General features: G+C 59.6%; 22 protein-coding genes and 1 tRNA gene. 13 read left to right on the top strand and 10 right to left on the bottom strand.

The genetic code is table 11. From position 1 onward, the window contains the following. Positions 1–5 precede the first annotated feature (5 nt). From VJU77_09595 to VJU77_09555, 9 genes are all read left to right on the top strand, one after another. Positions 6–1,163 carry an efflux RND transporter periplasmic adaptor subunit gene (locus VJU77_09595; GenBank protein ID HKP03598.1) on the top strand — a complete coding sequence of 386 codons (1,158 nt, stop codon included), beginning with the start codon at positions 6–8 and terminating at the stop codon, positions 1,161–1,163. Beyond that, on the top strand, positions 1,160–2,401 hold the full coding sequence (locus tag VJU77_09590; protein ID HKP03597.1) for an FtsX-like permease family protein: 1,242 nt from the start codon (positions 1,160–1,162) through the stop codon (positions 2,399–2,401). Before VJU77_09595 ends, VJU77_09590 begins: the two co-directional genes overlap by 4 nt. Positions 2,402–2,437: 36 nt before the next feature. Beyond that, positions 2,438–3,118 (top strand): energy transducer TonB, encoded by a 681-nt coding sequence (locus VJU77_09585; protein ID HKP03596.1) that lies wholly within the window; start codon positions 2,438–2,440, stop codon positions 3,116–3,118. A 397-nt stretch (positions 3,119–3,515) separates the two neighbouring features. Then, positions 3,516–4,796 (top strand): tyrosinase family protein, encoded by a 1,281-nt coding sequence (locus VJU77_09580; protein HKP03595.1) that lies wholly within the window; start codon positions 3,516–3,518, stop codon positions 4,794–4,796. Positions 4,797–4,828: 32 nt separating this feature from the next. Then, entirely contained in the window at positions 4,829–5,296 is a 468-nt protein-coding gene (locus VJU77_09575; protein HKP03594.1) for a hypothetical protein, read from the top strand. Positions 5,297–5,693: 397 nt separating this feature from the next. Next, positions 5,694–6,656 carry an ATP-binding cassette domain-containing protein gene (locus tag VJU77_09570; GenBank protein HKP03593.1) on the top strand — a complete coding sequence of 321 codons (963 nt, stop codon included), beginning with the start codon at positions 5,694–5,696 and terminating at the stop codon, positions 6,654–6,656. Further along, positions 6,653–7,468 carry an ABC transporter permease gene (locus tag VJU77_09565; GenBank protein HKP03592.1) on the top strand — a complete coding sequence of 272 codons (816 nt, stop codon included), beginning with the start codon at positions 6,653–6,655 and terminating at the stop codon, positions 7,466–7,468. The genes VJU77_09570 and VJU77_09565 overlap by 4 nt, the downstream gene beginning before the upstream one ends. 4 nt (positions 7,469–7,472) lie before the next feature. Continuing rightward, the gene (locus tag VJU77_09560; GenBank protein HKP03591.1) at positions 7,473–9,353 is read left to right on the top strand and encodes a Gldg family protein; all 1,881 of its coding nucleotides are present in this window, start codon (positions 7,473–7,475) and stop codon (positions 9,351–9,353) included. Next, complete coding sequence (locus VJU77_09555; protein ID HKP03590.1) at positions 9,350–10,540, top strand: DUF4340 domain-containing protein; 1,191 nt, start codon at positions 9,350–9,352, stop codon at positions 10,538–10,540. Before VJU77_09560 ends, VJU77_09555 begins: the two co-directional genes overlap by 4 nt. Positions 10,541–10,748: 208 nt before the next feature. Here VJU77_09555 and VJU77_09550 read toward each other — a convergent pair whose 3' ends face one another. Then, positions 10,749–12,185 carry a glycosyl hydrolase family 28-related protein gene (locus tag VJU77_09550; GenBank protein ID HKP03589.1) on the bottom strand — a complete coding sequence of 479 codons (1,437 nt, stop codon included), beginning with the start codon at positions 12,183–12,185 and terminating at the stop codon, positions 10,749–10,751. Positions 12,186–12,215: 30 nt separating this feature from the next. After that, positions 12,216–13,454, bottom strand: coding sequence for a glycosyl hydrolase family 28-related protein (locus tag VJU77_09545; protein HKP03588.1), 1,239 nt, complete (start codon positions 13,452–13,454; stop codon positions 12,216–12,218). A 249-nt stretch (positions 13,455–13,703) separates the two neighbouring features. Here VJU77_09545 and VJU77_09540 point away from each other — a divergent pair, with 249 nt between their 5' ends. Next, positions 13,704–14,498 carry an ABC transporter ATP-binding protein gene (locus tag VJU77_09540; protein HKP03587.1) on the top strand — a complete coding sequence of 265 codons (795 nt, stop codon included), beginning with the start codon at positions 13,704–13,706 and terminating at the stop codon, positions 14,496–14,498. Here VJU77_09540 and VJU77_09535 read toward each other — a convergent pair. The 3 genes from VJU77_09535 to VJU77_09525 are packed head-to-tail and all read right to left on the bottom strand — an operon-like array spanning position 14,495 to position 19,195. Further along, positions 14,495–16,429 (bottom strand): sulfatase-like hydrolase/transferase, encoded by a 1,935-nt coding sequence (locus tag VJU77_09535; GenBank protein HKP03586.1) that lies wholly within the window; start codon positions 16,427–16,429, stop codon positions 14,495–14,497. The genes VJU77_09540 and VJU77_09535 overlap by 4 nt on opposite strands. 40 nt (positions 16,430–16,469) lie before the next feature. After that, positions 16,470–18,032 (bottom strand): oligosaccharide flippase family protein, encoded by a 1,563-nt coding sequence (locus VJU77_09530; GenBank protein HKP03585.1) that lies wholly within the window; start codon positions 18,030–18,032, stop codon positions 16,470–16,472. A gap of 5 nt (positions 18,033–18,037) precedes the next feature. After that, complete coding sequence (locus VJU77_09525) at positions 18,038–19,195, bottom strand: glycosyltransferase family 1 protein (protein ID HKP03584.1); 1,158 nt, start codon at positions 19,193–19,195, stop codon at positions 18,038–18,040. A gap of 54 nt (positions 19,196–19,249) precedes the next feature. Here VJU77_09525 and VJU77_09520 point away from each other — a divergent pair, with 54 nt between their 5' ends. Together VJU77_09520 and VJU77_09515 are read left to right on the top strand one after the other, a co-directional pair. Continuing rightward, entirely contained in the window at positions 19,250–20,059 is an 810-nt protein-coding gene (locus tag VJU77_09520; protein HKP03583.1) for an SDR family NAD(P)-dependent oxidoreductase, read from the top strand. Then, on the top strand, positions 20,056–20,775 hold the full coding sequence (locus VJU77_09515; GenBank protein HKP03582.1) for an NTP transferase domain-containing protein: 720 nt from the start codon (positions 20,056–20,058) through the stop codon (positions 20,773–20,775). The genes VJU77_09520 and VJU77_09515 overlap by 4 nt, the downstream gene beginning before the upstream one ends. A 64-nt stretch (positions 20,776–20,839) precedes the next feature. Here the strand turns inward: VJU77_09515 and VJU77_09510 are convergent, their stop codons facing one another. The 5 genes from VJU77_09510 to VJU77_09490 all read right to left on the bottom strand — a co-directional run bounded on the left by VJU77_09510 (position 20,840) and on the right by VJU77_09490 (position 25,816). Continuing rightward, complete coding sequence (locus VJU77_09510; protein ID HKP03581.1) at positions 20,840–22,027, bottom strand: CDP-alcohol phosphatidyltransferase family protein; 1,188 nt, start codon at positions 22,025–22,027, stop codon at positions 20,840–20,842. Then, positions 22,027–23,172, bottom strand: coding sequence for a GNAT family N-acetyltransferase (locus VJU77_09505; GenBank protein HKP03580.1), 1,146 nt, complete (start codon positions 23,170–23,172; stop codon positions 22,027–22,029). Before VJU77_09505 ends, VJU77_09510 begins: the two co-directional genes overlap by 1 nt. Beyond that, a complete protein-coding gene (locus VJU77_09500) occupies positions 23,159–24,094 on the bottom strand; it encodes a CDP-alcohol phosphatidyltransferase family protein (protein ID HKP03579.1) in 936 nt (311 codons plus the stop codon). Before VJU77_09500 ends, VJU77_09505 begins: the two co-directional genes overlap by 14 nt. A 40-nt stretch (positions 24,095–24,134) precedes the next feature. Then, on the bottom strand, positions 24,135–25,418 hold the full coding sequence (locus tag VJU77_09495; GenBank protein ID HKP03578.1) for an aminotransferase class I/II-fold pyridoxal phosphate-dependent enzyme: 1,284 nt from the start codon (positions 25,416–25,418) through the stop codon (positions 24,135–24,137). Between the two features lie 322 nt (positions 25,419–25,740). Beyond that, positions 25,741–25,816: transfer RNA gene (locus tag VJU77_09490), tRNA-Glu, on the bottom strand. Positions 25,817–25,965: 149 nt separating this feature from the next. Between VJU77_09490 and VJU77_09485 the strand changes: the two genes are divergently transcribed. Continuing rightward, entirely contained in the window at positions 25,966–26,880 is a 915-nt protein-coding gene (locus tag VJU77_09485) for a S1/P1 nuclease (GenBank protein ID HKP03577.1), read from the top strand. The last annotated feature ends 2 nt before the right edge of the window (positions 26,881–26,882 follow it).

Raw genomic sequence — 26,882 nt, 5'->3', positions numbered from 1 at the left:
AGCCGTTGAAGTTTCCGCGCTCGAAAAATCTCATCCTCGCCGGCGTGGCCGCGGTCATCGTGGTGGTCGCGCTGATTTACTTTCTGACGTTGCCCGTCGCGGAAGTCGTGCCCGTGCAGCGCGGCACCGCCGTTTCGGCCATTTACGGCACGATCCGGATCGAGCCGTCGCTGGTCCTCCCGGTCCGCGCTCAAAACGCGGGATTTATTCAACTGGCCGAAGTGCTCTCCGCGGGACGCGGCGCCATCGGCCGCACCGTCGAGAAAGGCGAACTGCTCGCCACGATCGCCGACGAAGCCACCGCGCGGCAATTGAAAGAAGCGCGCGCCGATCTTCAGGCAGCAAGATTGCGCGCGGACCTGCCCCTGCCTTCCGCCGAGGCGCTCAAAGTGGCCGAAGACAACGCGAGCCGTCTCGAAAAACTTAGCGGGCTCAGCAACGTCCCCCAGGTCGAATTTGAAAAGGCGAAGAGCGACGTAAAACGCCTCCGGACCCTGCTCGAATCGGAACGGATCGAGCGCGAACGCAATCTCGCCATGCTCGAGGAAGCCGCCAAAAAGCTCGAGGACCAGATGAAAAATTCAGAGATCCGTTGCCCAGTCGATGGTCTCCTCACCGGAATCAAAACCATCGATGGCGAACTGGTGGCCGAGCGCGCCGAGCTCTTCACGGTTTCGTCGAAAAAGAATTACGTGCGCGGCGAAGTGGACGAGGAAGATGTCGGCGAGGTGAAAGTCGGGATGCCGGCGATCGTGCAGGTTTACGCGTTTCGAACCCGCCAGTTCCGGGCGAACGTTTCGGCGATCCAACCGGCAGCCGATGTCGAGACGCAGCGTTACACCATTGTGTTGGAGCTCGAGAATCCGCCCGAGAATTTGATGGCGGGAATGACCGGTGAAATGAACATCATCACCGGCAACCACGAAAACGCGCTCCTGGTCCCGACGCGCGCCCTGCTCATCGACCAGGCGCTCATCGTCAAAAGCGGCGTCGTCCAGGCCCGCACGGTGAAGGTCGGTTATCGCACCCTCGATTTCTCCGAAGTGTTGAGCGGCCTCTCCGAAGGCGATCACGTGATCCTGTCCGACCAGGACAAGCTGCGACCTGGAAAACCAGTGCGGCAGCGGTTGGCCAAAGTTGCGCCCCGCGCGGATCTCCGGTGACGCCGACGCTTTACATTGCGCTGCGCTTTCTCAGCCATCGCAAGCGCGCGTTCATCCTGAGTCTCTCCGGAGTCGTTTTCGGCGTCGCCATTTTCATCTGCACCCAGGCGCAAACCCAGGGTTTCGCGAAAAATTTTATCGATTCAACTCTCGGCAGTAATGGCGCGCTTCTCCTGCGTTCCCGCTTTCAGCCTGCCAACAGCGGACTCCTGGTTCCGCCGAAAAATGTCCGCGACCCCAATCAGCCCCGGCGTCATTCCCTCGATGGAATCACGAACGCGCCCGAGATCATGCGGGTGAGCCGGCAATTCGCCGATGTCGCGGCCTGCTCCGCAGTCTTGCGCGGCAACGTCAGTGCCCGGGCCGGCTTCGAAAACGCGACGGTCGATCTTTATGGGATCGACGCCGCGCCCCATCTCCAAACCACCAACCTCGCGGAGCAAATTACCGAGGGAAGCCTCGACGATTTCCAGAACAATCCGAACGCCGTCATCATCGGTTCGCGTCTCGGCAACGCGCTCCAGGCGCGGCCGGGCGATGGCCTGCAGTTGCTTGCGCCCGGCGGCGACTACCGCCGGTTCACCATCGCCGCGATTGCACGGAGCGGCGTCGGCGTGGTCGATGCCGCTCGCGTCTATTGTCACGTTCGGGTCGCGCAGACCCTCCTCCACAAGCCCTTTGCCGCCTCGATCATCCTCTACAAATTGCGCGATCCCGACCGCGCTCCGGCCGTGGCCCGTGCTTTCGAAACACTTTTCCAGCACGACGCCCAAAGCTGGCAGGACCGCGAGGAAGCCAACCTTCAGCTCTTCATCACCCTCCGGCTTTCCGCCGCGATCACTGTCTCGCTCATCATTCTGCTTGCCGGCTTCGGCATCTTCAACGTCCTCACCATGTCGGTCCTCTCGAAGATCAAGGAGATCGCGATCCTGCGTTCGATGGGTTACCGCGCTCGCGACATCTCTTCCATCTTTCTCTGGCAGGGCGCCATGATCGCCACCGCCGGCTCGCTCGTCGGTTGCCTGGCCGGCGCCTTTTTGACCTGGGCCGTCTCCCGCATCCCGATCCGGATTCGCGGCCTGATTTACGCCAACCATTTCCTGGTCACCTGGGATTGGCGCCACTATCTCTGGGCCACCATTCTCGCCATCATCGCCGTCTTCATCGCCAGCTACGTCCCCGCCCGCCGCGCCGCCCTCCTGGCTCCCGTCGCCACCTTGCGCGGCTCCAGCGCGTAGCAACCGACCAGCTTGGAAATCCCATCCGAATTTAACATGATGACCACCTCGCTAACCGCCATCCTTCGCGTTTCGCTCGTAAGTTGCTTTTTTTGCCTTAGCTTCCCGAGCTACGCAGCGCGGGATATCGTTATCCCCCCAAGTCCACTTCTATCGAAGACCGGCGACGTCCAGCGTTTCTATGGCCAGGTGAAAGCAATCGACGGCTCCGCCCGCACGATCACGATTGAGCTCGGAGCGCGTTTTGTCGTGCGTGTGCAAAAGGCAACGAAGATCACTCTGCGGGGCGGGGCTGCCGCGACCTTTGACAACATCACGACTGGCGCCGGTGTCGATGTGGTGGCGCGTCGGGGAGCAGGCAACACTTGGACCGCGCTCCAGATTACCTTGGAACGGGGCGCGCACTTTCCGGACGTGATCTCTGCAAAAACGGTAAAGGGCCGAACCATCACCGGGCCGGAGGTTATGAACCTGATCACCTACGAGCCGCCTTCCGAGACCGTCAATCGCCATATCGATTTCGGACACGGCTCCGGCCTATTTCTCCTCTTGCTGCGACCAGATGGGACGGTCGCGAACGCGCGGCCGATCAAGTCCACGGGTGTTAAGGAACTCGATGACCGAGCCATTAACCGGTTGATGAAAATGAAGTTCCAGCCGGGCGCGCTGGCCGAGGTCCGCGTGCCGGTTAGCTTTTTCTCTTTCCGAAGTTACTAATCGGGCATAGTGGAAGTCACCCCGAAGGACCGGTGATCATCGCCGTCCTTATCACCAGCTACGTCCCCGCCCGCCGCGCTGCCCTTCTGGCTCGTGTCGTGACCCTTCGCGGCTCAAGCGCTTAGGTGAGCGCGCATCGGCGACGCTCCCGACCTGCTGAATTCAAATCTAAAATGCTTGGACCCGACGCATGAAAGCGCGACCCTGTCCTTGGGAAACTTCCTGATTGATTTCCCGTATTCAATATATGGACGGTTAGCCTGCATTGGAGGTGATTATGTTCCACACACGGAGAAAGTTCCTAAAGACCGCTGTCGGCGCAGTCGCGGGTACCACGTTATTCGACGCCAGGAGGTTACTCGCGGCCTCTCCAAACATACGAATGGATGTCGGGGGGATGACCGCTACCACACCTGCGCTCGTATCCTACGGGAATGCCATCACGGCGATGAAGGCATTGCCGGCCACAAACCCGTTGAGCTGGGCCTACCAGGCGGCGATCCACGGGACGACTTTGAGCGGCTCATTCCCAGGGTGGAGAACGTGTGAGCACGGCTCTCTTGAATTCCTTTCGTGGCACCGGATGTACCTCTACTGGTTCGAACGAATAATTCGCAAGCAATCGGGAGATCCGAACTTCGCCCTTCCATTCTGGAATTACGAGTTAGCGTCCGAGCGCCATCTTCCGCCACCCTTTGGGGCAGCGGGCACCGGACTCCATGTCCCTGATGCTGATCGCGGGAGCGGATGGAATGCCGGAACCTCATTTTTGCAGGCTTCAACAGTTTCCACAGCCGGGTGCCTGCCGCAGTTGGCTTTCAATTCATTTAGCGGGAATCTCGAAGGCACCCCCCACGCCGCGGTTCACATCGCTTTTGGCTCAACCGGCGGCTGGATGGGGTCCGTGTCGACCGCCGCGCAGGACCCGATCTTTTATCTGCATCACTGCAATATCGATCGCATATGGAACGCCTGGCTCGCGCAAGGCGGCGGGCGGAGCAATCCGCTGACGGATTCAACGTGGAAAACAAAAAAGTTTGTCTTCTTTGACGAGAACGCAAAGCAAGTCACAATGACTGGTTGCGACATTCTTCGCGCGCAGGAGCAACTCAACTATACCTATGCCGGCGAGCCGCCGCAGGTGAAGCAGTACTGCCCCCGGCGGTGGCCGTGGTGGATCAACGTCTACGAGATCCTGCTGAAGTTGCCGCCGATCAAGTGGCCGCCCGGGCCTGATCCGGGCCCGATTGAAATCGACATCCGCCGACTTCGAGACCGATTGACGAAGACCCTTGGCAAGGACACAGAGTTTGCGCTCCAGCTCACCGACGTTACCGCCGATCGCCAGCCCAACGTTTATTGGGAGATTTATTTTGGCCTGCCCAAGGAGGAGCGCGCCACCTCGGAGAGCCCGCATTACATCGGCAATCTCGCCCTCTTCGGCGGCGGCGTGCGCGGCCCCGAGGGACACGGAGCCGCCCATGGCGCGGCATTCGCGTTTCGGATCGATGAGGCTCTGAAGGCAAGCCTCTCGCAGGAGAATCAGGGGCCAGTCCTCCTCCAATTTGTCGCGCGGGGCGCTGGAACGAACGAGCCGAAAGAATTGCGCAGCAATGCCAGTGTTAACATCGGCAACGCGGTGATTTCGGTTCGGCGTTCACAAGAAAAGAAGGATTGAGGCCGATCCGTTCGCTTTTGGCGGCGACCGCCGTGACGTTTACAATCACGGCGCGTTTGCCTCCGATAGTGATTCCGGCCCAATCTGATGCGGTAACTGTTCAAGTCAGCCTTGCCGCGGACCGGGAACAATTGCTCGCGGCGGCGGCCGATCTCACGTCCGATGTCGTCCTCGATCTCGACAAGATTGAGACAGAACGGCCACCGGGCGTTTACTTCGAAGTGTTCGTTCACTCGGACGCAGAGGCCCGCGGACGCTCGGTGGGCAATCTGGCGCTTTATGGAACTGGAATTCGAAGCGAATCGGATGGCGTTTTCCAACCGGCGCATGCTCGACTCGTTATCACAGAAGAGCTCCGCATCGCGCTGAGAAAAAGCTCTACGATCTTGGTTACTTTCGTCGCTCAGGGAGCCGGAGGAGCAGCGACAAATGCACGCACTTTGTCCGCCGTAACGATCCAGGAGCCCTCGATCGCTATCGCACCCAAGATCCGGGAGTAACAAACTTTTCACCTCTATCGCCAAGCACGTCCCGCCCTCCCTCGCTCCGATGGGAATCCTCCGTGGCACCGACGTCTGGGTTAGCTTCTCCTCGTTCCGAAGCTACTAATAGCAAGGGATCGAGGGCGCGGCATCGGCGTCTAGCAGGCACCCGGCGCTCCCACACCGCCGAAGCAGCGGCGGGCGGATGGCGTTTCGGATAGGCGGTCTTCTCTGACCGAATGCTGCGGTGCTCAAAAGCGCCAGCATGGAAAAGCAAAAAATATGACCCTAACCCTTCTCCCACTTACCATTTGGGATCCGGAGAAGGTTCAAATCGCCCACCCCACGATGTCCGTCAGTCTCTTGACGATTTGAAAAAATTGAGTGTCATACAAGTCCTGAAAAATTTTTACGCATGATCGAGGTCACGGATCTGAAGAAGACTTTTGGGGCCATCACGGCGGTGGATGGGGTGTCGTTCACCGTGAAAACGGGGGAAGTTCTTGGGTTTCTCGGGCCCAATGGCGCGGGCAAATCGACCACGATGCGGATGATTACCGGGTTCATTCCGCCGTCGGCGGGCGAGGTCTCGGTGGGCGGGTTCAATATGCTGGACAACCCGATTCCGGCCAAACGGCTGATCGGGTATTTGCCGGAGAACGCTCCTTCCTACACCGACATGACGGTGCGGGGATTTCTGGGCTTCACCGCCGAACTCCGCGGACTTCGCGGCGACGCGAAGGAGGAGGCCATCGAGCGCGTGGTCGAGATGTGCTTTCTCGACTCGGTCCTCCACCAGAGCATCGACACTCTGTCCAAGGGCTACCGGCACCGGACCTGTTTCGCGCAGTCGATCATTCACGATCCCGAAGTTCTCATTTTGGACGAGCCAACTGACGGGCTCGACCCGAACCAGAAGCACGAGGTCCGGACGCTGATTCGCAAGATGGGTGAAACCAAGGCGATCATCTTCTCGACCCACATCCTCGAAGAGGTCGAGGCCGCCTGCTCGCGCGCGATCATCATCGATCGCGGCCGGATCGTGGCGAACGGGACGCCGGAGGAATTGAAGCAGCGCTCGGAACATGCCGGCGCGGTAACGGTGCGATTGGTCGGCGGAGATGCGGCGGCGGTCGCGCAGAGGCTCAAGCAACTTCAAGCGGTCGGAAAATGCACCGTCCTGGCCGAGTCGCCCGTGACGATTCGGGCTTACGCGAAGAAGAACGGCGCGCCGGGTGAATTGGCGCGGGCCATCAGCGAGATCGCCCTCACGGAGCGGTGGAAGATCGAAGAGTTGCACACGGAAGAAGGCCGGCTGGATGAAGTCTTCCGCGGCATCACCCGTCCAGAAACGAAGCAGGAAGGGGATTCGGAATGAGCGAAGCGGTCCTCACCAAATCTTCAGCGACCAAGGCCACTACCGTTGCGCCGGAGAAACCCTCCGGCGGAACCGCGCTTCGGCATATTCTCTCGATCGCAAAGCGCGAAGTGACCGGCTATTTCGCTTCCCCCGTCGCCTACGTTTTGATCGTAATCTTCCTGCTCCTGACCGGCTTCTTCACCTTCATGGTCGGCAACTTTTTCGGACGCGGCCAGGCGAATCTCCTCAGCTTTTTCGTCTGGCACCCATGGTTGTATCTGTTTCTCGTGCCGGCCGTCGGGATGCGGATGTGGTCCGAGGAACGGCGACTCGGGACGATCGAGTTACTCCTGACAATGCCGATTACGCCGTGGCAGGCGATTGTCGGAAAATTCCTGGCCTCGTGGCTGGTGCTCGCGATTGCCCTGGCGCTGACTTTTCCGATCGTCATCACCGTCAACTACCTCGGCCATCCCGACAACGGCGTGATCGTCGCGAGTTACATCGGCAGCCTCCTCCTCTGCGGCGCTTACCTGTCGGTCTCCGCCATGACGTCCGCCATGACGCGCAACCAGGTCGTCAGCTTCATTCTCTCGGTGGTGCTCTGCCTTTTCCTTATCCTGGCCGGCTGGCCGCCGGTGACGAATCTGCTCACGCAATGGGCGAGCTCGTGGCTGGTTGAAACCATCGCGGCCTTCAGCGTGATGACCCATTTCGAGAGCATCCAAAATGGGGTGATCGATTCCCGGGACGTGATCTTTTTTCTGTCGGTGATCGTTTTCTGTCTGTTCGCGACCAGCGTGATCATCCGCGCACATCGGGCCGGCTAGCGTTATGGATTCGACCAAAAAGAAACAGCTCGAGACGTTTCTCTATTCCACGATCGGGATCGTGGCGATGGTCCTGATCCTGATCGCGATCAACTTCATCGCCTCGCGCGCGCGGGCCCGGGTCGATCTCACGAGCGAGAAGGCTTATACGCTGTCGCCCGGGACGCGGGCGATTTTGGCGAAGCTCGATACGCCGGTTCAGATCCGGTTCTATTGCACCAAGAACGCCAGCGCGATGCCGGTTTTCCTGACGAATTACGCCCAGCGGATCGAAGATTTGCTCGGCGAATACCGGCAGGCGTCCAAAGGCCAGATCGAGATCCAGCGATTGAACCCGGAGCCGGACTCTGACGCGGAGGACTCGGCGCGTTTGGACGGCGTGGAACCGCAACAAACACGGACCGGCGAGAGAATCTATCTCGGCCTCAGCGTCGGGATGCTCGACCAGAAACAGGCGCTTCCGTTTTTGACGCCAGACCGTGAGCGGCTCCTCGAATACGACATTTCCCGGGCAATCGCGCGCGTCACCACCGCTGAAAAGCCGGTGATCGGCGTGATGAGCCCGTTACCGGTGATGGGCGAAACGAACCCGATCATGACGCAACGCGGCCAGAACGGGACGCCGCCGTGGGCATTCATGGCAGAGCTGAAACGCGACTTCAACGTCAAACAGGTCGAAGTCACGGCGGACAAGATCCCCGACGACATCAAGGTGCTGGTCGTGATTCATCCCAAGAACTTTTCGGACGTCGCCCAGTATGCGCTCGACCAATTCGTCCTGCGCGGCGGGAAGCTGGTTGCGTTTGTCGATCCGCTCTGCGCGCTTGACCGGTCGGCGCAGTCGCCCATGGGAGGGATGCCGCCGCCGAGCACCTCGAACCTGGACAAATTGTTCAAAGCGTGGGGCCTGAGCTTCGACACGGCCACGGTGGTCGTCGACATGGAGCATGTGGCGCAGTTGCAACAAGGCCCCAACCCCACGGTCCTGGCATTAAATGAAACCGCCATCAACAAGGAGGATGTCGTTTCGGCTCAGGCAGACAATCTGTTGATGGCGCTCGCCGGTGCCTTCACCGGGACCCCGCCGGACGGGCTCACGAAAACGATCCTGATCAAATCCTCGAAGAATTCAGCAGTGACCGATGCCCGGATGGCCGCGATGGCCCCCGGGCAAATCGCGAGTAGTTTCGCCGCCACCGGGACGGAATATTCCCTGGCGCTCCGGCTGACCGGCAAATTCAAGACGGCTTTCCCCGATGGCAAACCAAAGCCGGCGGCGAGTCCCGCTGAGCAGAAGCCGGAAGAAAAACCGGCCGAAACGGGATTGAAAGAATCGGCCCAGCCGAGCGCCGTCGTCCTGATCGGCGACGCGGACATGATCCAGGACCCGCTGTCCGTGCGAGAAATTCAGGGCCTCGGGCAACGATTGATCATGCCGCTCAACAGCAATTTGAGCTTCGCCCAGAGCGTGGTCGAGCAACTGGCCGGAGACAGCAACCTTATCACGGTCCGGAGCCGGGCGTCGCGCGAACGTCCCTTCACGGTCGTGCAGAAACTCCAGGCTGAGGCCGACGCGAGTTACCGCAGCAAGATCAAGGAGCTCGAGCAAAGCCTCGCTGAGACCCAGCGCAAAGTGAACGAGCTGCAACAGAACAAGGACGCCAACCAGCGGTTTATTCTTTCGCCCGAACAGCAGCAGGAACTGGTCAGCTTTCGGAAGAAGGAAGCGGAATCGAAAACGCAGCTGAAACAAATGCGCAAGAAGCTCCGGTCGGAGATCGATTCGCTCGAGAACCGGATCAAGTGGTTCAACATCGCCGGGATGCCCGCGGCGGTGATCGTAGCCGGGTTCGCGCTCGCGCTCAGGAAACGGAAGCGCCAATGAAAGGGAAACAGCTCGCCGTTGTCCTGGTCGTGCTCGCCGTAATCGGCGGTGTCGCTCTGTTTCTCCAGCAGCGCAATGCGGCGTCATGGAGCAGCAGCTCCGTTAAGGCCACCGGCAAGATTCTCGATTTTCCGCTCAATGACGTTTCCCAAATCACGATCAAGGCGAGCAGCGCCGAATTGAACCTCGCCAAAAAGGATGGTGTCTGGAAGGTGAAGGAGCGGGCGGATTATCCGGCCAACTTCGATCTCATCAGCAGCCTGCTCCGAAAAATCTGGGAACTGCGCGCTGTCCAGGATGTGAAAATCGGTCCGTCGCAGTTTGGCCGGTTGCAATTGCTCGATCCCGGTTCGGACCCGAACAGTGGCACCCTGCTCGATTTGAAAGGGGACGGCGGCAAACGGATTGCCGCGCTGCTGATTGGGAAAAAATACCTGAAGCAATCCGATGGCTCATCTTTTGCCCCGCCGGAGGGCATGCCGTCGGGCCGTTACGCCCGCACCGTCGATAGCGCGAACCGAGTCGTCCTTGTGGCCGACACGCTCGATGAAGTCGATCCAAAACCGGAGAAATGGTTGAGCCGCGACTTCATCAAGGTTGAGAATGCGAAGACGATAACGCTCGCCGGCGCCACGCCGCCGATGAATTGGAAATTGACGCGCGATACGGCGACGTCGCCTTGGAAACTGGCGGATGCGAAGCCAGGTGAAGAACTCGACGTTACCAAAGCTTCAGCAATCGCGGCACTTTTCTCTTACGCGCCTGTCGCCGACGTCATGGCCCCGGACGCCCCGGTGGCAGAAACCGGTCTCGATAAACCCGCGGTTATCACGATAGAGACCTTTGACGGTTTCGTTTACACCCTCAAAATCGGGAAACCGGTTGGAGAGAATTATCCCGTCCTGGTTTCCGTCGCCGCCACCCTTCCGAAAGAGCGCACACCAGGCAAAGACGAAAAGCCCGAGGACAAAGCGAAGCTCGACCAGGAATTTCAAATCAAGCAAACGCAGCTCACAGAAAAGCTGGCGAAAGAACAAAAACTCGAGCCCCGCCCTTACCTCATCGCAAAGGGCACCGTCGAGCAGTTGCTCAAGGAACGGAGCGGCCTCCTCGCCGCGAAGACCCCGACGCCAACTCCGGCGGTTGGCACTCCGACGCCGGCGCCGACCCAAAAGCAGCGCAAGTAGGATCGAATTGGCGGAGCGAAACGGATTTCACTGCGACGCCGACTGAAGCTACGGTCAACATTCAGGAACGCCTTCAGGGCGCTCCGTGGTCGCTTTACTGTCCTGGGGTGACTCATCGACTCAGACGGCCGGAGAAAGGACAAGGGGCAGCCCGTCCTAGGGCTGCCCCTTTCCTTTCCGTCAAGAGCGTTGGCGATCCGTCCCTGGATTACTGGGTATTACCTCGATAATAGGTATCGGTTGCCGCATCATTATAGGGTCGGTTCACGCCTCCATACGGGTTGTTCCCATTGAGCTCGAACACGTTGTTTATGACCCGGACGAGGTTGCTGCTAAAAAGAATTTTAATGCAGGCATCAACAGGGTTGACCGGCAAGACGTGAGTGAAATAGTTTTCGCTGATCTGCACCGAGTGACTATTGTTTAGCAGGATGCAGTTCTCGTCTGTTTCGTCAGTGCCTACGCCGACGAATGAATTGGCCGAAATCACCGCATCGGTAGAACTATTCAAAGCCAAGTCATCACCGGATGAAGTATACGGAAGGGTGTTACACGCCGGCCGGGGGTGACACCCCTCGGGCTGGCCATTGTCATCGCAGCATGGATCAGCATATGCGCCGCTAACGTGGATGAAGAGTATTTTTGATACTTTGGCACCGCGAAGATTGGTAAGTCGTATTCCGTTCTGGAGAGCGCCCACATGCCCGTTAACCAGATGAAATGCCGATCCCAAATTGGGAGCCGACGAGCTGAGGTCGATGACGGGCACTCCAAAATCGCCGCAGAACGCAAACTCAAACCCGTTCAGGTAAAGACCTTCTACCCATCCGGACGTCTGCAAGGCCGCATTGCACCACCATATCATTAGGTTGGACAATTGAAGTCCAGTAGTCTTGTAATCGTTGGAGGACACCCACTTGATGCCGTAGTCTTGGCCCGGGTCCCCCCAGCCCGGGTCCGCGCCGGCTACGACGTCCCCTTTCTCAACCGGAGTGTTGCTGATGCCAAAGGGTGGGCGCGGCTGCTCCCAGGGCCCGGCGCCCATTACGCCGTCCTGAAACCGAGGGAGGCCGATGATCTCCGCTTTGTCGATCACGGCATTCTGCGCTCGCTCAAGATAGATTCCGCCGTTCCAGAAACCGGCGACGGAGTTCCCTTGGAGAGATCTAATGATTTGCACATTGTGAATGGTAGCGCTCCGGACCTTGTCGTTTGAGCCCGACGGATTAAAAACCGCATAAATTGCGGTCCCGCAGGCCCTGGAATTCGCTTGAAGGGTGAGTCCGTCGACCTGAAGAGTGGCGGAGCCCATATTATAACCCCAGATGCCTCCGGAGGGGTTACCCGTAAAGACGATGGTTGATACTCCTGGCCCGTCGCCATAGAAGCGATAGGACGTATTCGCCGGAAGCCAAATAAAGCCGGTGTAGTTATAACTCCCCGGAGGAAAGTAGATACTGCGACCGGCGTTCGCGGGACCGGCGTTAACAGCGGCGTTGATGGCCGCCGTATCGTCCTGTCCATCGTTGGGGATTGCTCCGCCTGCGTAAGCGGGATCGGTCACGTTGATACGATCCTCGGCCATTGCTGGCAGGCAAAACCCAAGGCTCAACAGCAGGACAATAGAAAATAAGCGTGTTCTCATGCGAAATAATTCCTTAATTCTTGATCCACCTTACGGGTTGTTCCCACAGACATTCGAAGTCGAAGGGTAGTTCCCGCAATAATACGGCGCGGGCGTCCCCGTCACCGCCACCCAATACTGGCCGTGGCCGAAGTCAGTGAACAAATTATCGGTAATCCGAAGTCCGGGGCATTCACCCCATACGACAACACCCGTGCCGAGGCCCGGCGCAAGCATGTGGTTAAAGTTGTTTCCATTAAGTTGGAGAGACGTTGTGTTAAGTCCTGTAATGCCGTTTTCACCCGGGCCGTTAGCGTCTCCTCCGTAAAAGGAGCATTGCGACACCGTCACATTGAACCCATCGCTGATTTTCAACATGTTGCTGACAGTGGCTCCCGGAGCATTGTGAACGAACCGGACGTTCGATATCTTGGCAAAGCTGGGTTTTGTCAGAACGAGGCCGTCACCTATCATATCGATCGTTCCGTTGACCAAGTGGAACGCCCCTCCCTGGGCGAGCGTGGTGACATTCAGATCCACGGCGGGCAATCCGCCCCGGCCGCACGAAGTAAATTCGAATCCTGTCAGGTAAACACCTTCGATGTGTCCGGTCGTCCGCAAGGCGGTATTGCACCATTTGACCTGGATGTTCGACATGTTGAAGCCGGTGGCGGCCTGCGGCGGGCTGCCCCCCGGCGGTTCGAACCAGATCCCAGTTGTCGTGGCGGTGTTGCCGGTAATCTCGACTTTATCAAGAACCGAGTGGGTCGCGCCCACAAGGTGGATCCCGTTAGACCAACTGGTCCCATTCGTTCCGTCTGTGGAGGTTCCTTTGATTTGGACGTTGTGGATCGTCGCAGCCCGGTATACGCCGTTTCCAAACGTCGCGTCGATCGCTGTTGCGCAACCAGATGAGTTGGCCTGAAGGGTAAGGCCCTCCACGACAAGTGAATTCTGCCCCATACTTGGCGCGTTGATGCCTCCAGAGGAAGCATTCGTGAATATGATCGTGGAGACGCCCGGACCCTCGCCATAAAACCGAAAGGGCTTGCCGGCCAGGGAGCCCTGCAGGATCATCGAGCCGTTGTAGTTATAAGTCCCGGCCGGGAAATAGATGCTCTGACCCTTGGTAAGGGCAGTGTTGATCGCCGCCGTATCATCGGCGCCGTCGTTTGGCACGGCCCCATAGGCCGTGACGTTGATCCTGTCAAAGCCTACCCCCCTGGCGGAGAAACAGGCGAATAAACTTAGGAGAATAATTGCGAGGATTGGAGACAGTCGTTTTTTCATAGGAACTGATGGATGCACAGGCTTTCTGGCTGTTGGGTTTGGTTTAGTAATGAGGGGTTTGGCAGCGAAATGTGAGAGGTGTCTTGGGAGAGTTGTTACAAGGGGAGATCGAAATTGTGGCGCTCCTTTTAACTCGGGCTCACTGGTGGCGCGAAATAATCAGTTTGAGTACACTTTGAAACACTTTGAGAACAGAATTCCGGCGTTGGGGTTCGTTTGTCTCTCTGTCTGCTATTTCCCCGAGGGGAAATGGCGGTCGCTCCGACTTTGGAGCGGGAGCGCAGCCGCGAAAAGGATTTCGCTGCGATTGCGACTGAAGCTACCCTGAAAAACATGGACGCTGAAGTTTCACTCAGCTGTGAGGGCATCGAACGCTTCCTCGGCGAGGAAGATTCGCGGGTGCATGCGTTGCGCGGCGTCTCGCTTCAACTCGAGCGCGGAACGGTGCACGCGGTCGTGGGACCTTCCGGCTGCGGGAAGAGCACGCTGCTATACATTCTCGGTTTGCTCGACCAGGCCGATAGCGGCAGCGTCGCGATCGAAAATGAGATCGTTTCCCATCTGGCTCATGATGCGCTCGACCGGAAACGAAATGAGCTCCTCGGGTTCATTTTCCAGTTCCATTTTCTTCTCGAGGATTTCACCGCCCAGGAAAACGTGATGATCCCGATGCGGCGCCTGGCGGCCGCGACGGAAGAGGAAATGCTGGCGCGTTCCGCCCATTTGCTCGATGCGGTGGGGCTGGGCGGGAAACTGAAGCGGCCCAGCCGGCATCTGTCCGGCGGCGAACAACAGCGCGTGGCGGTCGCCCGTTCCCTGGCGAATAACCCGAGCGTGATTCTCGCCGATGAGCCGACCGGAAATCTCGACAGCGCGAATTCCCGGCGCGTCTTCGAGCTGCTGCAACGAATCGTCCAGGAAGAGCGCAAGGCGATGCTCCTGGTGACCCATAACCCCGAGATCGCCGAGGCGTGCGATTGGATCCACGAGATGCAGGACGGATTGATCGTCGGCAGCCATCCGCGCCGGCTGCGCTACGGCTAGGGCCGGTTGCGTCCGTCGAATTCTCGCGGCGGCTGCGAAACGTCCGGGAGCAACTCAAACATCGCAGCGGCTTCCGAATTCAAAAGGCGCGCCTCGCGGAGCCATTCCTCGCCTTCGACTTTTCCGCCGTCGCGCCGTTGGACGCCGGCAAAAAGATACTGGAGCGGCCGTTGCGCCCAGCGCGAAATGTAGGTGCCTGTGACCAGAGTGCGGTAAAGCGGAACGCGAAAGCCGGTATCCGACAGGCAGAGAACGGGACGATCCTCGAGCGCGCTCAGCAACGATCGGCCCTGGGTATAAAGGACATCCTCTTCGAACCCGAACGACTCGAGAATAGTGGGCACGACATCCAGGTGAGTCGTGGGCACTTCAAGTCGCAGCGGCCCGGGTCCGGCATCGGGCAGATGCATCCAAAGAGGCGTCCGGGCCTGGAAATCGTTCAGGACCGCGGCATGCGTGATCTGGCCGCGCTCCTCGAATTCTTCGCCGTGATCGCCCAGGATCACGACCAGGGTGGAGTCGAGCTCGTTGCGCGCTCGCAGATCATCCAGGACCCGGGCGATCTGCTCGTCGACAAAGTGGCAGGCGTTGCGATAGCGATTCCGAACGAATTCGAGCTCCTCCGGAAAACCAAGGATCATCTGCGAGCCATTCAACGGCGGCGCCGGTTGAAAAACGGCGTGCTCCTGCGGAAACGGGTAGGGCCAGTGGGTGGCGTCGAAAGCAATGAAATCGAAATTGAAGGTCCCCGCAGGCCGGGACGCGCGATCCTCCAGGTATCGGTCGATCATTCGCCGGTCCTCGACGTCCTGCGAACCCTTCTCTACATCCTGCTCGACGGTCCCGGGCGGGAGGAGGACGGAGAGACCGATGTATTTCAACTGCTTCTTTTTCGCGACGCGGAGGCGATAGCCGTTTTTTCCGAGCAGCGTCAGGAACGGATCGGGCATGTTCGCGCGGCTCAAATGATGGAGGTGATAGCCACTCAAGCCGGTGAGCTGGGAAAAGATGCCGAACTGGGTTGCGTTCCCCCCGCTCCAATGCCGGCGCTGAAGCCGGACTTGGAAATGATCCGCGTAGGCCATCAGCCGCGGCATCGTCTTTTCATCGATCGCGTCGAAACGGAATGATTCGATATTGATCCAGACGATGTTGCGCGGCCGCGGGATGGCCGGCATTCGCTCGGTCCGCTTTGGGTCGAAGTAAGCCGCGGTGCGGGTTCTCGATTCCAAAGTGGGAAGGGCTGGCCGGTCGCCCTGGGGGCCGGCGTTCGCCTGCATCACGTGCAGGAACGACGGCACGTAATCGTGGTAGGCGACGATCACGTGTTCTTTCGAGTTTTGGTGAAAGCGCGCGTGCAACCGGAGGGAGAGATGTACGAGCGCGAAAACCAGGACGAAGGAAACGCAGCCGGTCCGCAGGAGTCTCTCATTCGACCGCTGCGAGATGCGATCGCTGAGGAAGCCAAGGGCCGTGCCCAGCAAAACCACCGTGCCCACGCCGAGGGCAAATTCCGTTTCGCCCAGACCGACCGCGGCGATGGCGGCCCGATTCGTTAGGAGTTCCCAGAGAATATCGCTCAACAGTTCAATCCCGAAGGCGCGCCGCACCAGGACCCAAACCACGACCCAGATAAACCAGATAAAGAACGAGGCGAAAACGGCGATGCGCAGAAAGGCCGGGATGCGCCACCGTCGCAGGAGATAGAGAAAAGTCGTCAGGACGGCGCATCCGAAAACGCCGACGTGGAAATGCAGGGTGTAGCGAAAAACGTTAAACCAGGTGCGGTCGATAACCCCGCCGAAAACCTGGAGCTTGTTGAGGACGGTGAGAATTACGCCGACCGCCAGAACCAGGACGCAGTAAGGCGCCCATCCGAAGGGCTTCCGGCCGGGAGAAATGTTGTCGGGACGATGCAAGCCGGGAGACATAGCAAGCGGCGCAGCCCGCGGCAACTGTTTGCGCGGAGCGCTAGTCTCCGCCGGTGGCGGCCGGCGGGACCGCGCTCTTCCGTTTGAAAAGCTGGTCGAGAACGGCGCGATCGCTTTGGTCGAGTCCGAAAATGCGCCAGGCAAGGAAGTATCCCGCCAGGTAAAGGGCGGCGGACGCGATTTCCATCCAGGGACCATGAAGCGTGAGGCGGAGGAGCACGGCGAAAGGAAGCGGCGCGAGAGCGGCGATCCAAGGCTTGGCCAACGCCCGCCACGGCCAGCGCCACTCGACCAGCCACGCGATTTCAATCCAGCGGAGCACGCCTTTGATCACGTACGGAGTGAAAATCCCGAGAGCCGCCCCGGGCGCGCCGAACGCCGGGATCAGGATCAGATTCAAACCAACGGCGGCGACAAACGCGATGGTGGAGTTCATAAGATTGATCTTGGGCCGCTCGACCATCAGAATCGTTTCGCCGAGACCGACGAACGCATTCAGAGCGCAAGCTCCGCCGATGATGGCGGCCCAGACGCCGCCACGCTGAAAAGCGGGGCCGAAGATCATCATGATGGCGCCCCCAGCCAGGGACAGGACGCCAACCGATGGCAACAACAACGCGAGCATCCAACGCGCAAGATAAGCGTAACTCGCCTCGGCCGAACGGATCTGGCCGGCCGCGATTTGCCGCGCCACGATCGGCGTAAAGATCGGGGTGAACGACTGGCTTACTTTGCGGAGGCCGCCGCCGACTTCGAGCGCTGCGGCATAGATGCCGAGGGTCTCCAGAGTTACGCCCGGGGCGCGCCCGACGAACCATCCCAGCATGATGAGGTCGATCCGCATGATGCCGATGTTGAGCAAATCGTAGAGAGCAATCGGCGCCGAAGCGCTCAGGAGCCGGGGCACCAGGTCGTCATCGGATGAGCCGGGGGTTGGTCCGAAGGAAAATAAACGCCGCGCGAGAATGAACGCGACGACGCCGGAGGCAAGCGTCCCCACGATGGCGGCGATTTCGGGCGCGAGATCCCTGACCCCCAGCGCAAAGGCAAGCAGAAGCGCCCCGGCCGTTCCGAAGCTTTCGGTCAAGCCCCGCGAATAGATGTCGTGGTGCATCACCGTCATGCCCCGCGAAATCGCGGTGCTCACCCGGTAAAGAGTCACGCCCGGCAACGCCAGCAGCATGACGGCGATAGCGGGCACAAATTCGGGTCGGATTCCAAGCGAAGGACCCCAGTTCCAAACGGCGAGAAAGCCGCCGGCCGCCAGGAGAAGACTGCTGCCGAACGAGACCGCGAGCGCGGTGTTCATAACCCGGCGGCTGCTGGCGCGGTTGCCGGCTCCCTCCGCCTTGGCGATGAACGCAATGGCGCTGTAATCGAACCCGAGCGTGGAAAACTTGCTCACCAAATCCATCGTCGCCCAGGCCAGGCCGAAGATACCGAGCGCGACGCTGCCGAAGAGCCGCGCGACTAAGAAGGTAAAAATGCCACGGAGATTGGAGGCCAGAAACGCGATCGCGTTGATGAAGACGCCGCGCGCCAGAACCACTCCATCCGCCGAATTGTCGGTCGCCAGAGTTTCCGCCACGGGGTCCGCTTCCATGTTCGTCAGTGGCCTTTGGCCGCAGCGTCACGATAAACCTGCATGGTTTCCTGTGCGCACCGATCCCACGAAAAATCCCGGGCCCGCGACAATCCCTGTTCTGCCAGCGACTGTCGCAGCCGGGCCGATTTGACGAAATCTTTCAGCGCCCTCGAAAGGCCGTCGAGATCACCCGCCGGAAAAAGAAGGACAGCGCCTGCCGTGACTTCGCGAAACGGCGCGATATCGCTCGCGATCACGGGGCAGGCACAGGCCATCGCTTCCAAGACCGGCAGGCCGAACCCTTCGTAAACCGAAGGTTGAACCAGGCCGCCGGCGGCTTGCAGCAGAGTAATCAAATCCTGGCGCGCGATGGTTTCGAGCCAGACGATTCGATCCGCGACGTGGAGGCGATTCGCCAACCGAACGAGCGCACCCCGGCCCTTGCGTCTTTGGACAAGCACAAGCTGCCACGGCGGCGGGACCGCGGCGGCGAAAGCGGCAATCGCAAGGTCGTGCCGTTTGCTCGCGGTGTTTGCTCCAACGAGAAGCAGGTAGGGCGACTCCGTTCCGATCAGTTTTGCGGCGCGCGCCTTTGCCGCATTCAGATCGACTGCAGGACGCAAATCGGCATCCGGTCCCAGCGAAATCACGCTCAAACGCGCGGCGGCTTCCGGACAAACCGCGCAAATGCGATCCGCGGTTGCTTTGCTTTGCGCGATCAAACGGGTGGCGTGCTTGAGAGCGCGCCAAATGGCCTGCGGATAATAAACGCTCTTCACGACCCGCTCGGGGCCCTGCAAATGCAGGTCGGGCCTTTCGAGTGCCATGACATCGTGGATCGTCACCACGCTCGGGCACGGCAACCCTCGGGGCATCAGGTTGTGGGGCGCGTGGAAAACATCGACGCCGTCAAAGGAAGCATAGCGCCGCGGCCAAAGAAGCGGCCAGGGCGAGTTCGGCCCCGGCCGAACGACCACCGCGGAGGTGTTCGTCGCCGGCGAAAGCGGCTGGGGAGCGAGCGGATGCGCCCAAAAGAAAAAATGATCGGCAGGGGCCAGACCGGGCAACCGTTCCACCAAAGCCTGCACGTACGCCCCAATCCCGCTCGGCTTCTCGCGAACATAGCGCGCGTCGAGGGCAACCCGGATCGGCTCACGCGAGACCGCGAGGTGTTCTTGCATCGGACCTGCCCCTAAAATAACAATGGTTCCGATGCAATTCGCAATGGTGTCCCCATGAAACGTGTTTTTATCACTGGAGCGAGCGCTGGGATCGGCCTGGCGACCGCGAAACTGCTGACCGCCCAGGGGCATGAGGTCTGGGGAACGTCTCGCGACATCACCCGCCTTCCCCAGATTCCGCGCCTTCACCCCATCGCGATGGAACTGCGCGACCAACACCTGATCGGCGGCGCCTTTGCCAAGGCGTGGAACCAGGCGGGGTATTTCGACGTGGTGATAAATAACGCCGGCAGCGGCCACTTCGGTCCGGGAGAATTTCTGGCTACGGAAGAAGTGCAGGCTCAATTCCAAATCCTGGTCTTCGCCCACATCGAAATCTGCCGGCTCGCCTTTGCCGCGATGCGCAAACAAGGAAGCGGCCGCATCATCAATGTCACCTCGCTTGCTTCGCGCCTTCCGGTTCCCTTCATGGGCGCCTACAACGCGGCCAAGGCTGCCATGGCTTCCTTCACTATGTCGTTGCAACTGGAGCTCGCGGGGTCGGACATTCGCGTGATCGATTTGCAGCCGGGCGATATCCGGACTGACTTCAATGATGCCGTCGAGAAAACCGACGGAGGCGATCCGCGTTACACCGGGCGCGTCGAACAGGCCTGGCGCGTCGTCGATCGCAACATGAAAGCTGCGCCGGAGCCGGAATTGGTCGCGCGCAGCATCGGCAAGTTGATCGAGGCAAAGAATCCGCCGCGAAGGGTCACGGTTGGGGACGCGTTCCAGACGACAGTCGCTCCGCTCATTTTCCGCTTTCTTCCCCAGGCCGTGCGAGTTTGGGGATTGAAGAAATATTACGGGCTGCGCGATTGAAGATCACGGACGCTGTCATTCTCATGGCGGGGACCGGCTCCCGTTTGCGCGGCTCCGCGACCACAATTGCGAAGCCGCTTATCCCGATCGCGGGCCGGCCGCTTATTTCGTATGCAATAGAGTCATTCGCCAGGGCCGGGGTGAAGAGACTGTCCGCCGTGGTCGGCCCTAACGGCGATGAGTTAGCTGCCGCCGTGGCGCCATTAATCCCCCCGGAGATGCAGTTCAGCCCGATCTCGAATCCGAACTGGCGAAAACAAAATGGCGTTTCCCTTTTGGCGGCGGCCGGAAAAGTTGACGCGCCGTTTTTCCTCGCCATGGGAGATCATCTTTTTGAGTCCTCCATTCTCGATCGGCTCCTGGCCGAAGCCGACCTTGGAAAGCTAAATCTCGCCATCGACCGGAAGATCGATTCCATCTTCGACCTGAACGACGCGATGAAGGTGCGAACCGAACAGAGCCGGATCGTGGCGATCGGAAAGCAGCTCGAGGATTACAACGCGATCGACACGGGCATCTTCGTTTGTCCGGAGCTGGTCTTCGATTATCTGCGACACGCTCTCAACGAGGACGATTGCAGCCTGGCGGATGGCGTGCGGCTGATGGCGGCGGCGGGAAACGCGCTTGCGATCGATATCGGCGCAGCGTGGTGGCAGGATGTCGATACGCCCGAGATGCTGGCGCGTGCCGAGGCGGTCGCGAGCCGTCTTCTGTAGCCGTCGCCCTGTGGGCGACGCAACGCGTCCACGAAAGGCGATAACGCTTCGCACAGCGAAGCGGCTACAGAACATGGCGAGCGCGGAACGCGAACGCGAGCGTGAACGCCGTCACCAGCACCAGAAGATGCAAAATGAAAGCGGGCAAGCCAATGGCCGCGAGAAAAACAAAAAAGAGGATGGCCACATCTCGCTTCGTCAGTTGAATAAGCCAGGAAACAAACGTCTCCCCAAAAACCAACAGGCCCGAGCGCGCCACCAATTCGCGATGACGCGGATAAAGCGTGTCGCCTAACGACCCGGAAGATTGCTGGCCTGGCCCGGACTTGCTCCTCGCCAGCCAAAACTCATTCAGACCGATCAGCGCGGCGGCGAGAAATCCTTCCAGAAGATAGAACCACCCGGAACGACCTGTGAAAGCCATCTGCCGCGAGAGCCCGGCTCCGAGGCCAAGCACCAGCAGAATGTTGCCGAGGATGTCGCATTGGCCGTCGAGCTGGCGCCCACGTTCGCTCTCCAAAAACTTCGCGCGCGCGATCTCGCCGTCGCAGCCATCGAGAATGCTGTAGACCTGATAAAGAATAAGGCCCCAGACGAATGACCAGTAACTTCCATTCAGAAGAATGAGCGATCCCATGATTGGGAGCGCCACAATCGATAGCGTCCAGCCGTTGGGAGTTGTCGGGAAGCGCAGAAGAAGACGCGTCACCACCCGGGAAATCGGGCGATTCAGATATCGAGACACCAAACCGTCCTGGGATTTGCCGCTTCTCCGCAGGAATCTCGCCTCGACCTCGTCGATCTCTTCTCCGTTCGCGATGTAATCCCAGGCGCCTTCCCGGAAATGCGGCAACGATTCGACCAGCCGCTGACAGATTTTCCAGGCATTTGCCTGGTCGTCCGAGGAAAGGGTTTCGGGAGGAGGGAGGAGCGGCGTTTCCAGCAGGGGTCGAATGGCTTTCCGATAAAGAAAGAGCCGCGTCCCGAGAACCAGATCGAACGATTCGCCCTCGAGCTCCGTGGTAAACGCGACTCTGGTTATCCGCTCATGATTTGGCGTCCAGCGCTGGGATTGGTCGAGATCGGGTCGCCAAAAGATGCAGACCTGAACGGGCGCGGTCTCCTTGTTCTCGAGGGCAAATTCGTCGATGGAAAGGGCGAGCCGCTCCAGCTGGCGCAAGCCGGCGACCATCCAATCCGCTGATTCGTCGGCCACAATCAGAACCCGGCGGAGCGAATGGATCTCAGCCATCAGACGCGCCCGGTTTCGTTTAGGCCGCGCCGATAAATCCGGTAGGTCTTGTATTTTTGCGCGCCAATCGCTTCCAGAAATCGGTTGATCATGAAATTATTCTCGAGGGTGAGGCTTAGCTCACCGGTAATTCCCCTCTTAATCATCGCCTCTTCCATGACCTGCAAAACCAGGGCCTCGGCAATCCCGTGCCGCCGATATTTTTCGACGACGCCCAGCGCGATCAGCCGGCCCTTCTTTATCCGATTCTTGTAGTAGAGAAGCTTGGCCAAACCAATGGGCAGCCCAAACCAGGTGAGACGTCCGTTGATTTTTTGCAGCGCAACATTGATGTCGCGCACGGCCAGAATAAAACCCACCGGTTCGCCTTCGACTTCCGCCAGGAGCGTCAGCTCCGGTTCGACAATCGGTTTCAACTCCTTCGTCATGTAGGCCATTTCCGCGGGCGTGAACGGAACGAACCCCCAATTCTTGCTCCACGCTTGATTGTAGATGGCACGGATCCGCTGGCCTTCTGCGTCCAGGTTCTTGATGTCCGCCTGGCGAAGCAGGGCCGGCTGCCGGCTTTTCATTCGTGACATGAGACGACGGAGCCGGGCCGCGGCTTCCTTCGGGTCGGAAAACCACCAGGCGTAGAGATCCATGATTTTCTCAAATCCCCACCCCTCGATCAGGGCGGCATAATAGGGAGGATTATGCCCGGTGAGGAGTGTCGGGGGATGTTCGAAGCCGTCGATCAACAAGCCGCAAAGATAATTGGTCGAATAATCGATCGGTCCCATGATCTCGGTGCGGCCTTTGCCGCGAACCCATCCCGCCGCAGCGTCAAACAACGCGTTCGCCACTCGTTGATCGTCAATCGACTCGAACATTCCGAAACAACCGGTGTTCGTTTCCTGGAGCGTGTTGTAGTTCGGGTCGTCGCTCGCCATGATGCGCCCGACGATTTTGTCGCCGGAGCGAGCGAGAAAGAGCGCGGCATCGCCATGCTCGAAAAAGGGATGCTTCCGGCTGAGGAATTCTTTGCGCTCGATCACGAGCGGAGGCACCCACGCCGGATCGTTCACGTAAATTTGCCAGGGGAACTTGATGAATTCGCCCTGCTCTTTCCGCGAATTTACCTGGGTAACTTCAATCGGGGACATGGCCGGCGACCAGCAATTCCATTTGGCGACAGATCGCATTCTGCCAGGCGAGGACAACAACGAGGAGAAGATTTAGCGGGACAAGCTCGGCCGCGAAATACCAAACAGGCCTCCCCAGAAACAAAAGAACAAAGAGCAGCAGCATGCGGGTATTCGTCCGGAAAAGATTGAGCCAGGGGATCATCCTCAAATTCCTCTCCCGGTAGCGCACGCCAAAGGAATGCGGCACCTCCCCGGGGAAACTCCCCCGGGCAGCCTCTTCCAGGCGCACGACACAAGGACACATCATCTCTTGTTCGACAACGTAGTTGAGGTGGAGCCGGAGCAGCAGTTTTTTCCAGAAATGTTTGCCCCAGGTCACGCTCTCGTATTGCGGGCGCAGATCGGACGACAAATCGAACGAGCCTGATTTCCTCACGGCAAATCGCAGGTAGGCATCGCGGCAGAATTCCGCGGCCGCACTTTGCACCGAATGGCTAAGCGCCGCCAGCAATGCGATTACCCAAATTCCGGCCGATCCGCCCTCGGCCACAAATCGGAGACAGAGATGCACGTAGACGCTCCCAAAGACCAGGTTGTCGCTGATCCCGTCCACCACCCGGCCGCTCGGGCTCTGGCGGTTGATCAGACGCGCGAGCTGGCCATCCGCATTGTCCATCGTATTCGCGACCACGTGGAGAAACATCCCCAGAACATTGGTCGCGAGATCTCGATAGAAATAAAGATGTCCCGCGGCGACGCCGGCCACCGTCCCCAAGAGAGTAACCCCGTTAGGAGTCAGTCCCATCCGGGCGAAAAGGCGCGCCAGGGCAAAGCCGATCTTGCGGTAGAAATGAAGATCGAGAAATCCCTCGATCTCCCGCGCTTTATAGGTCGCTTCGATATCAGCCTGAACGGCTTGATCCGGCGGTTCGACGGCCATGCTGAGAGCCCGGATAGCGAGCGATCGCGACGGCGCCCAGCTACGCGTGTTGCATCGCGGCTGGAGCAAAAGCGTCGGAGAGAATATTCAGCGCTTCGTCCAAATCCGCCCGGGTATGATTCGCGGTCACGCAGGCGCGGAAACAAATCCGGTCGTCCGGCACGGCCGGATAATCTACGGGGGCCACGAACAATCCGTTTCGGCGCAGCTCGTGGCCGATCCGGTACATTCGCTCACGATCGCCGACGATCAGCGGCATGATATAAGTCGTGGACGCTCCAGTGTCGATCCCGAGCGCGTTGACTTCGGTCCGGAAATATTCGGCATTTTCCCAGAGACGGGTCCGCAACTGCGGATCGCGAGTGGCGATTTCGAGCGCTTTCAGGATTGCCCCGATCACGACCGGCGGCAGCGCGCAGGAATAAACATAGGAATGCGCATAGAGGCGAAGGTAATCGAGCGTCTCCTTCGGGCCGGCGACAAAACCGCCCACCGCTCCGAACGCCTTGGAAAAGGTGCCATAGACAAGGTGGATGCGGTCTTCCACCCCCAGAAGTTCGCCCGCGCCCCGCCCATTGTGGCCGCAGCCCAACATCGAGTGCGCTTCGTCGATCAACACGCTGGCATCGTGCAGTTCGGCTACGGAAATGAGCTCGTCCAGGTTCGCCAGGTCGCCGTCCATGGAATAAATCCCCTCCACGATCACGAGGGCGCGTTTCCCTTTTCGCCGGCTTAAGGCGATCTCGAGAGAATCGGGATCGTTATGCTCAAAACGATCGAGCCGGCAACGCGAAAGCACGGCGCCATCGCGGAGGCTGAGATGGGATCTGTTATCCAAAACCGCCACGTCGTTCTTGCGCAGTAATCCGGAGAGCGTTCCGAGCGCGCCGCCAAAGCCGCTGTTGAAAAGCATGGCGTCCTCGCGTCCGAGAAACTCGGCCATCTTCTGCTCGAGCTGGCGATGAAGGTCGGTCATGCCCGAAAGCGTGGGGGAACCGCAGGCGCCGATTCCGTACTTCGAGAGGGCCGCGTGAGCGGCCGCGATTACTTCCGGATGATTCGCCAGGCCGAGATAATTATAGGAACAGAGATTGACGACCGGCCGCGATTGGCCGTCGTATTCGATCCGGGTGCGGACATCGGCGGACCCGAGCAGCTCCGGTTCGTAGAGGCTTCCCGCAAAAACGGCCCCGTTGTGGCGCCACTCCGTAAATCCCTCCGGCGGAGCCAACGGATCGTCACGCTCCCCGGCCACGAAATCTCCGAGACCGACGATCGGATCAAAGCTCATTTCCGCCTCGGGTCCTACCTGGTCGCCTTTCATGTCGTGCTCTCTAGATTGCCCATAGCCCGCCGTCGAATCAACTCAATATCGGGCTGCCCCGGCCCTCCCCACCCCTTCCGGTTCGGTTGGGCGTCGCGAACGAAGGGTGATAGCTGCACGATCGCCTTGATGATCATCGTTTGGGCAGGCCCGCAAGATAAGAGAGCCCCCGCAAAACGTCCATAAACAAAACCATCCAGGCTTCGTGTTCGAACGGGCGTAAGGCAGGAGGTGGATCGGGTTACCGGAACTGGGCTGATAGCGACCATTACCAAAAACACATCGGCGGCGCGGTCGAAAAACCGCCTGCGGAGTGCCGGAGTGGCGACCCTAACGGGATTCGAACCCGTGTTACCGCCGTGAAAGGGCGGTGTCCTAGGCCACTGGACGATAGGGTCAGGAAAAGCGGGGCAATATCTGGAGCGGGCTGGGGGGTTGCAAGTTATTTGCGGTCGCCGGTTTCAGCTTGCGCACGCGGGCCGCGATGGGATAAACCCGAGCTTCCGGTTACCCCCGGACTTATTTCTCACCGCCAAGGAGGTTCCCCATGAAAAAGCAAAATCCCCGCCGCAGTTTCGGCGGCGCAATCGCGATTGGCCTTTGCCTCACCCTCGGCACGCCTTCGATCTCCCTTGGCTTCGGACCCGGCGGGCACATGATGATAGCCCAAATCGCGTTCGACCGGCTCAATCCCAGGGCGAAGGCGCAAGTCAAGGCGCTCCTGGCCATTCCAATTGATCCCGCCGCTGTGTCAACGAAGAGCAAAGACTTCGTCAGCGCGTCCCACTGGGCGGACGACCTCCGATCCATCCCAGCCTTCAAGCCCCTTGAACCGCTTCACTTCATCGACAAACCGTTCTCCACCGATGGAACGCGTTTGCCAGCCATCCCGACGCCCAACATCGTCACCGCTCTTCGGGAAAACGTCAGGATCCTCAAGACGAGCACCGACCAGAAGGCGCGGGCCCAGGCGTTGCGGCTGGTCATTCATTTTGTAGGCGATATTCATCAGCCGCTGCATTGCTCCGCCCGGGTCGATCGTGCCCATACAGACGGAGATCAGGGCGGGAATTTGATGACGATCAAGATACCGGGTCGGAACGGTGAGCTGCATAATACCAACCTGCACAGCTACTGGGACAGCGGCATCGGAAGTTTCCCCAAAGGCGGACCACCTCCTGAATACCGGCCTCCGCCTCTCAGCCAGATTCCGCCCGCGGCGGCCCTGGCGAGACAAGCAAACCCGCCCACCGATCCCGCTCTGAGATTGAATGACCCGTTTAACTATCCGGCATGGGCAAACGAAAGTTTTACTCTGGCAAGAACCGTGGTTTACAGCGGTGTGAGCAACGGGATGGAGCCGAGCGCGGCCTACAAAAGCCGAGCCGTAAAGGTCATCCGGAAAAGAGTGGCTTGGGGCGGATACCGGTTGGCCGCACTCCTGAATTCGATTTGGCCCTGAGG

The organism is Chthoniobacterales bacterium, assembly GCA_035274845.1.
In the GTDB taxonomy this organism is placed as follows: Bacteria; Verrucomicrobiota; Verrucomicrobiia; order Chthoniobacterales; family UBA10450; genus AV80.
Note: the sequence above shows the minus strand (reverse complement) of the source record. Positions and strands in the feature narration are given on the sequence as shown.

Coding starts and splice junctions, on each gene's coding strand:
- VJU77_09585 (HKP03596.1), top strand. CDS start 2,438: ATGATGACCACCTCGCTAACCGCCATCCTTCGCGTTTCGCTCGTAAGT.
- VJU77_09580 (HKP03595.1), top strand. CDS start 3,516: ATGACCGCTACCACACCTGCGCTCGTATCCTACGGGAATGCCATCACG.
- VJU77_09570 (HKP03593.1), top strand. CDS start 5,694: ATGATCGAGGTCACGGATCTGAAGAAGACTTTTGGGGCCATCACGGCG.
- VJU77_09565 (HKP03592.1), top strand. CDS start 6,653: ATGAGCGAAGCGGTCCTCACCAAATCTTCAGCGACCAAGGCCACTACC.
- VJU77_09560 (HKP03591.1), top strand. CDS start 7,473: ATGGATTCGACCAAAAAGAAACAGCTCGAGACGTTTCTCTATTCCACG.
- VJU77_09555 (HKP03590.1), top strand. CDS start 9,350: ATGAAAGGGAAACAGCTCGCCGTTGTCCTGGTCGTGCTCGCCGTAATC.
- VJU77_09550 (HKP03589.1), bottom strand. CDS start 12,185: ATGAGAACACGCTTATTTTCTATTGTCCTGCTGTTGAGCCTTGGGTTT.
- VJU77_09545 (HKP03588.1), bottom strand. CDS start 13,454: ATGAAAAAACGACTGTCTCCAATCCTCGCAATTATTCTCCTAAGTTTA.
- VJU77_09540 (HKP03587.1), top strand. CDS start 13,704: ATGGCGGTCGCTCCGACTTTGGAGCGGGAGCGCAGCCGCGAAAAGGAT.
- VJU77_09535 (HKP03586.1), bottom strand. CDS start 16,429: ATGTCTCCCGGCTTGCATCGTCCCGACAACATTTCTCCCGGCCGGAAG.
- VJU77_09530 (HKP03585.1), bottom strand. CDS start 18,032: ATGGAAGCGGACCCCGTGGCGGAAACTCTGGCGACCGACAATTCGGCG.
- VJU77_09525 (HKP03584.1), bottom strand. CDS start 19,195: ATGCAAGAACACCTCGCGGTCTCGCGTGAGCCGATCCGGGTTGCCCTC.
- VJU77_09520 (HKP03583.1), top strand. CDS start 19,250: ATGAAACGTGTTTTTATCACTGGAGCGAGCGCTGGGATCGGCCTGGCG.
- VJU77_09510 (HKP03581.1), bottom strand. CDS start 22,027: ATGGCTGAGATCCATTCGCTCCGCCGGGTTCTGATTGTGGCCGACGAA.
- VJU77_09505 (HKP03580.1), bottom strand. CDS start 23,172: ATGTCCCCGATTGAAGTTACCCAGGTAAATTCGCGGAAAGAGCAGGGC.
- VJU77_09500 (HKP03579.1), bottom strand. CDS start 24,094: ATGGCCGTCGAACCGCCGGATCAAGCCGTTCAGGCTGATATCGAAGCG.
- VJU77_09495 (HKP03578.1), bottom strand. CDS start 25,418: ATGAAAGGCGACCAGGTAGGACCCGAGGCGGAAATGAGCTTTGATCCG.
- VJU77_09485 (HKP03577.1), top strand. CDS start 25,966: ATGAAAAAGCAAAATCCCCGCCGCAGTTTCGGCGGCGCAATCGCGATT.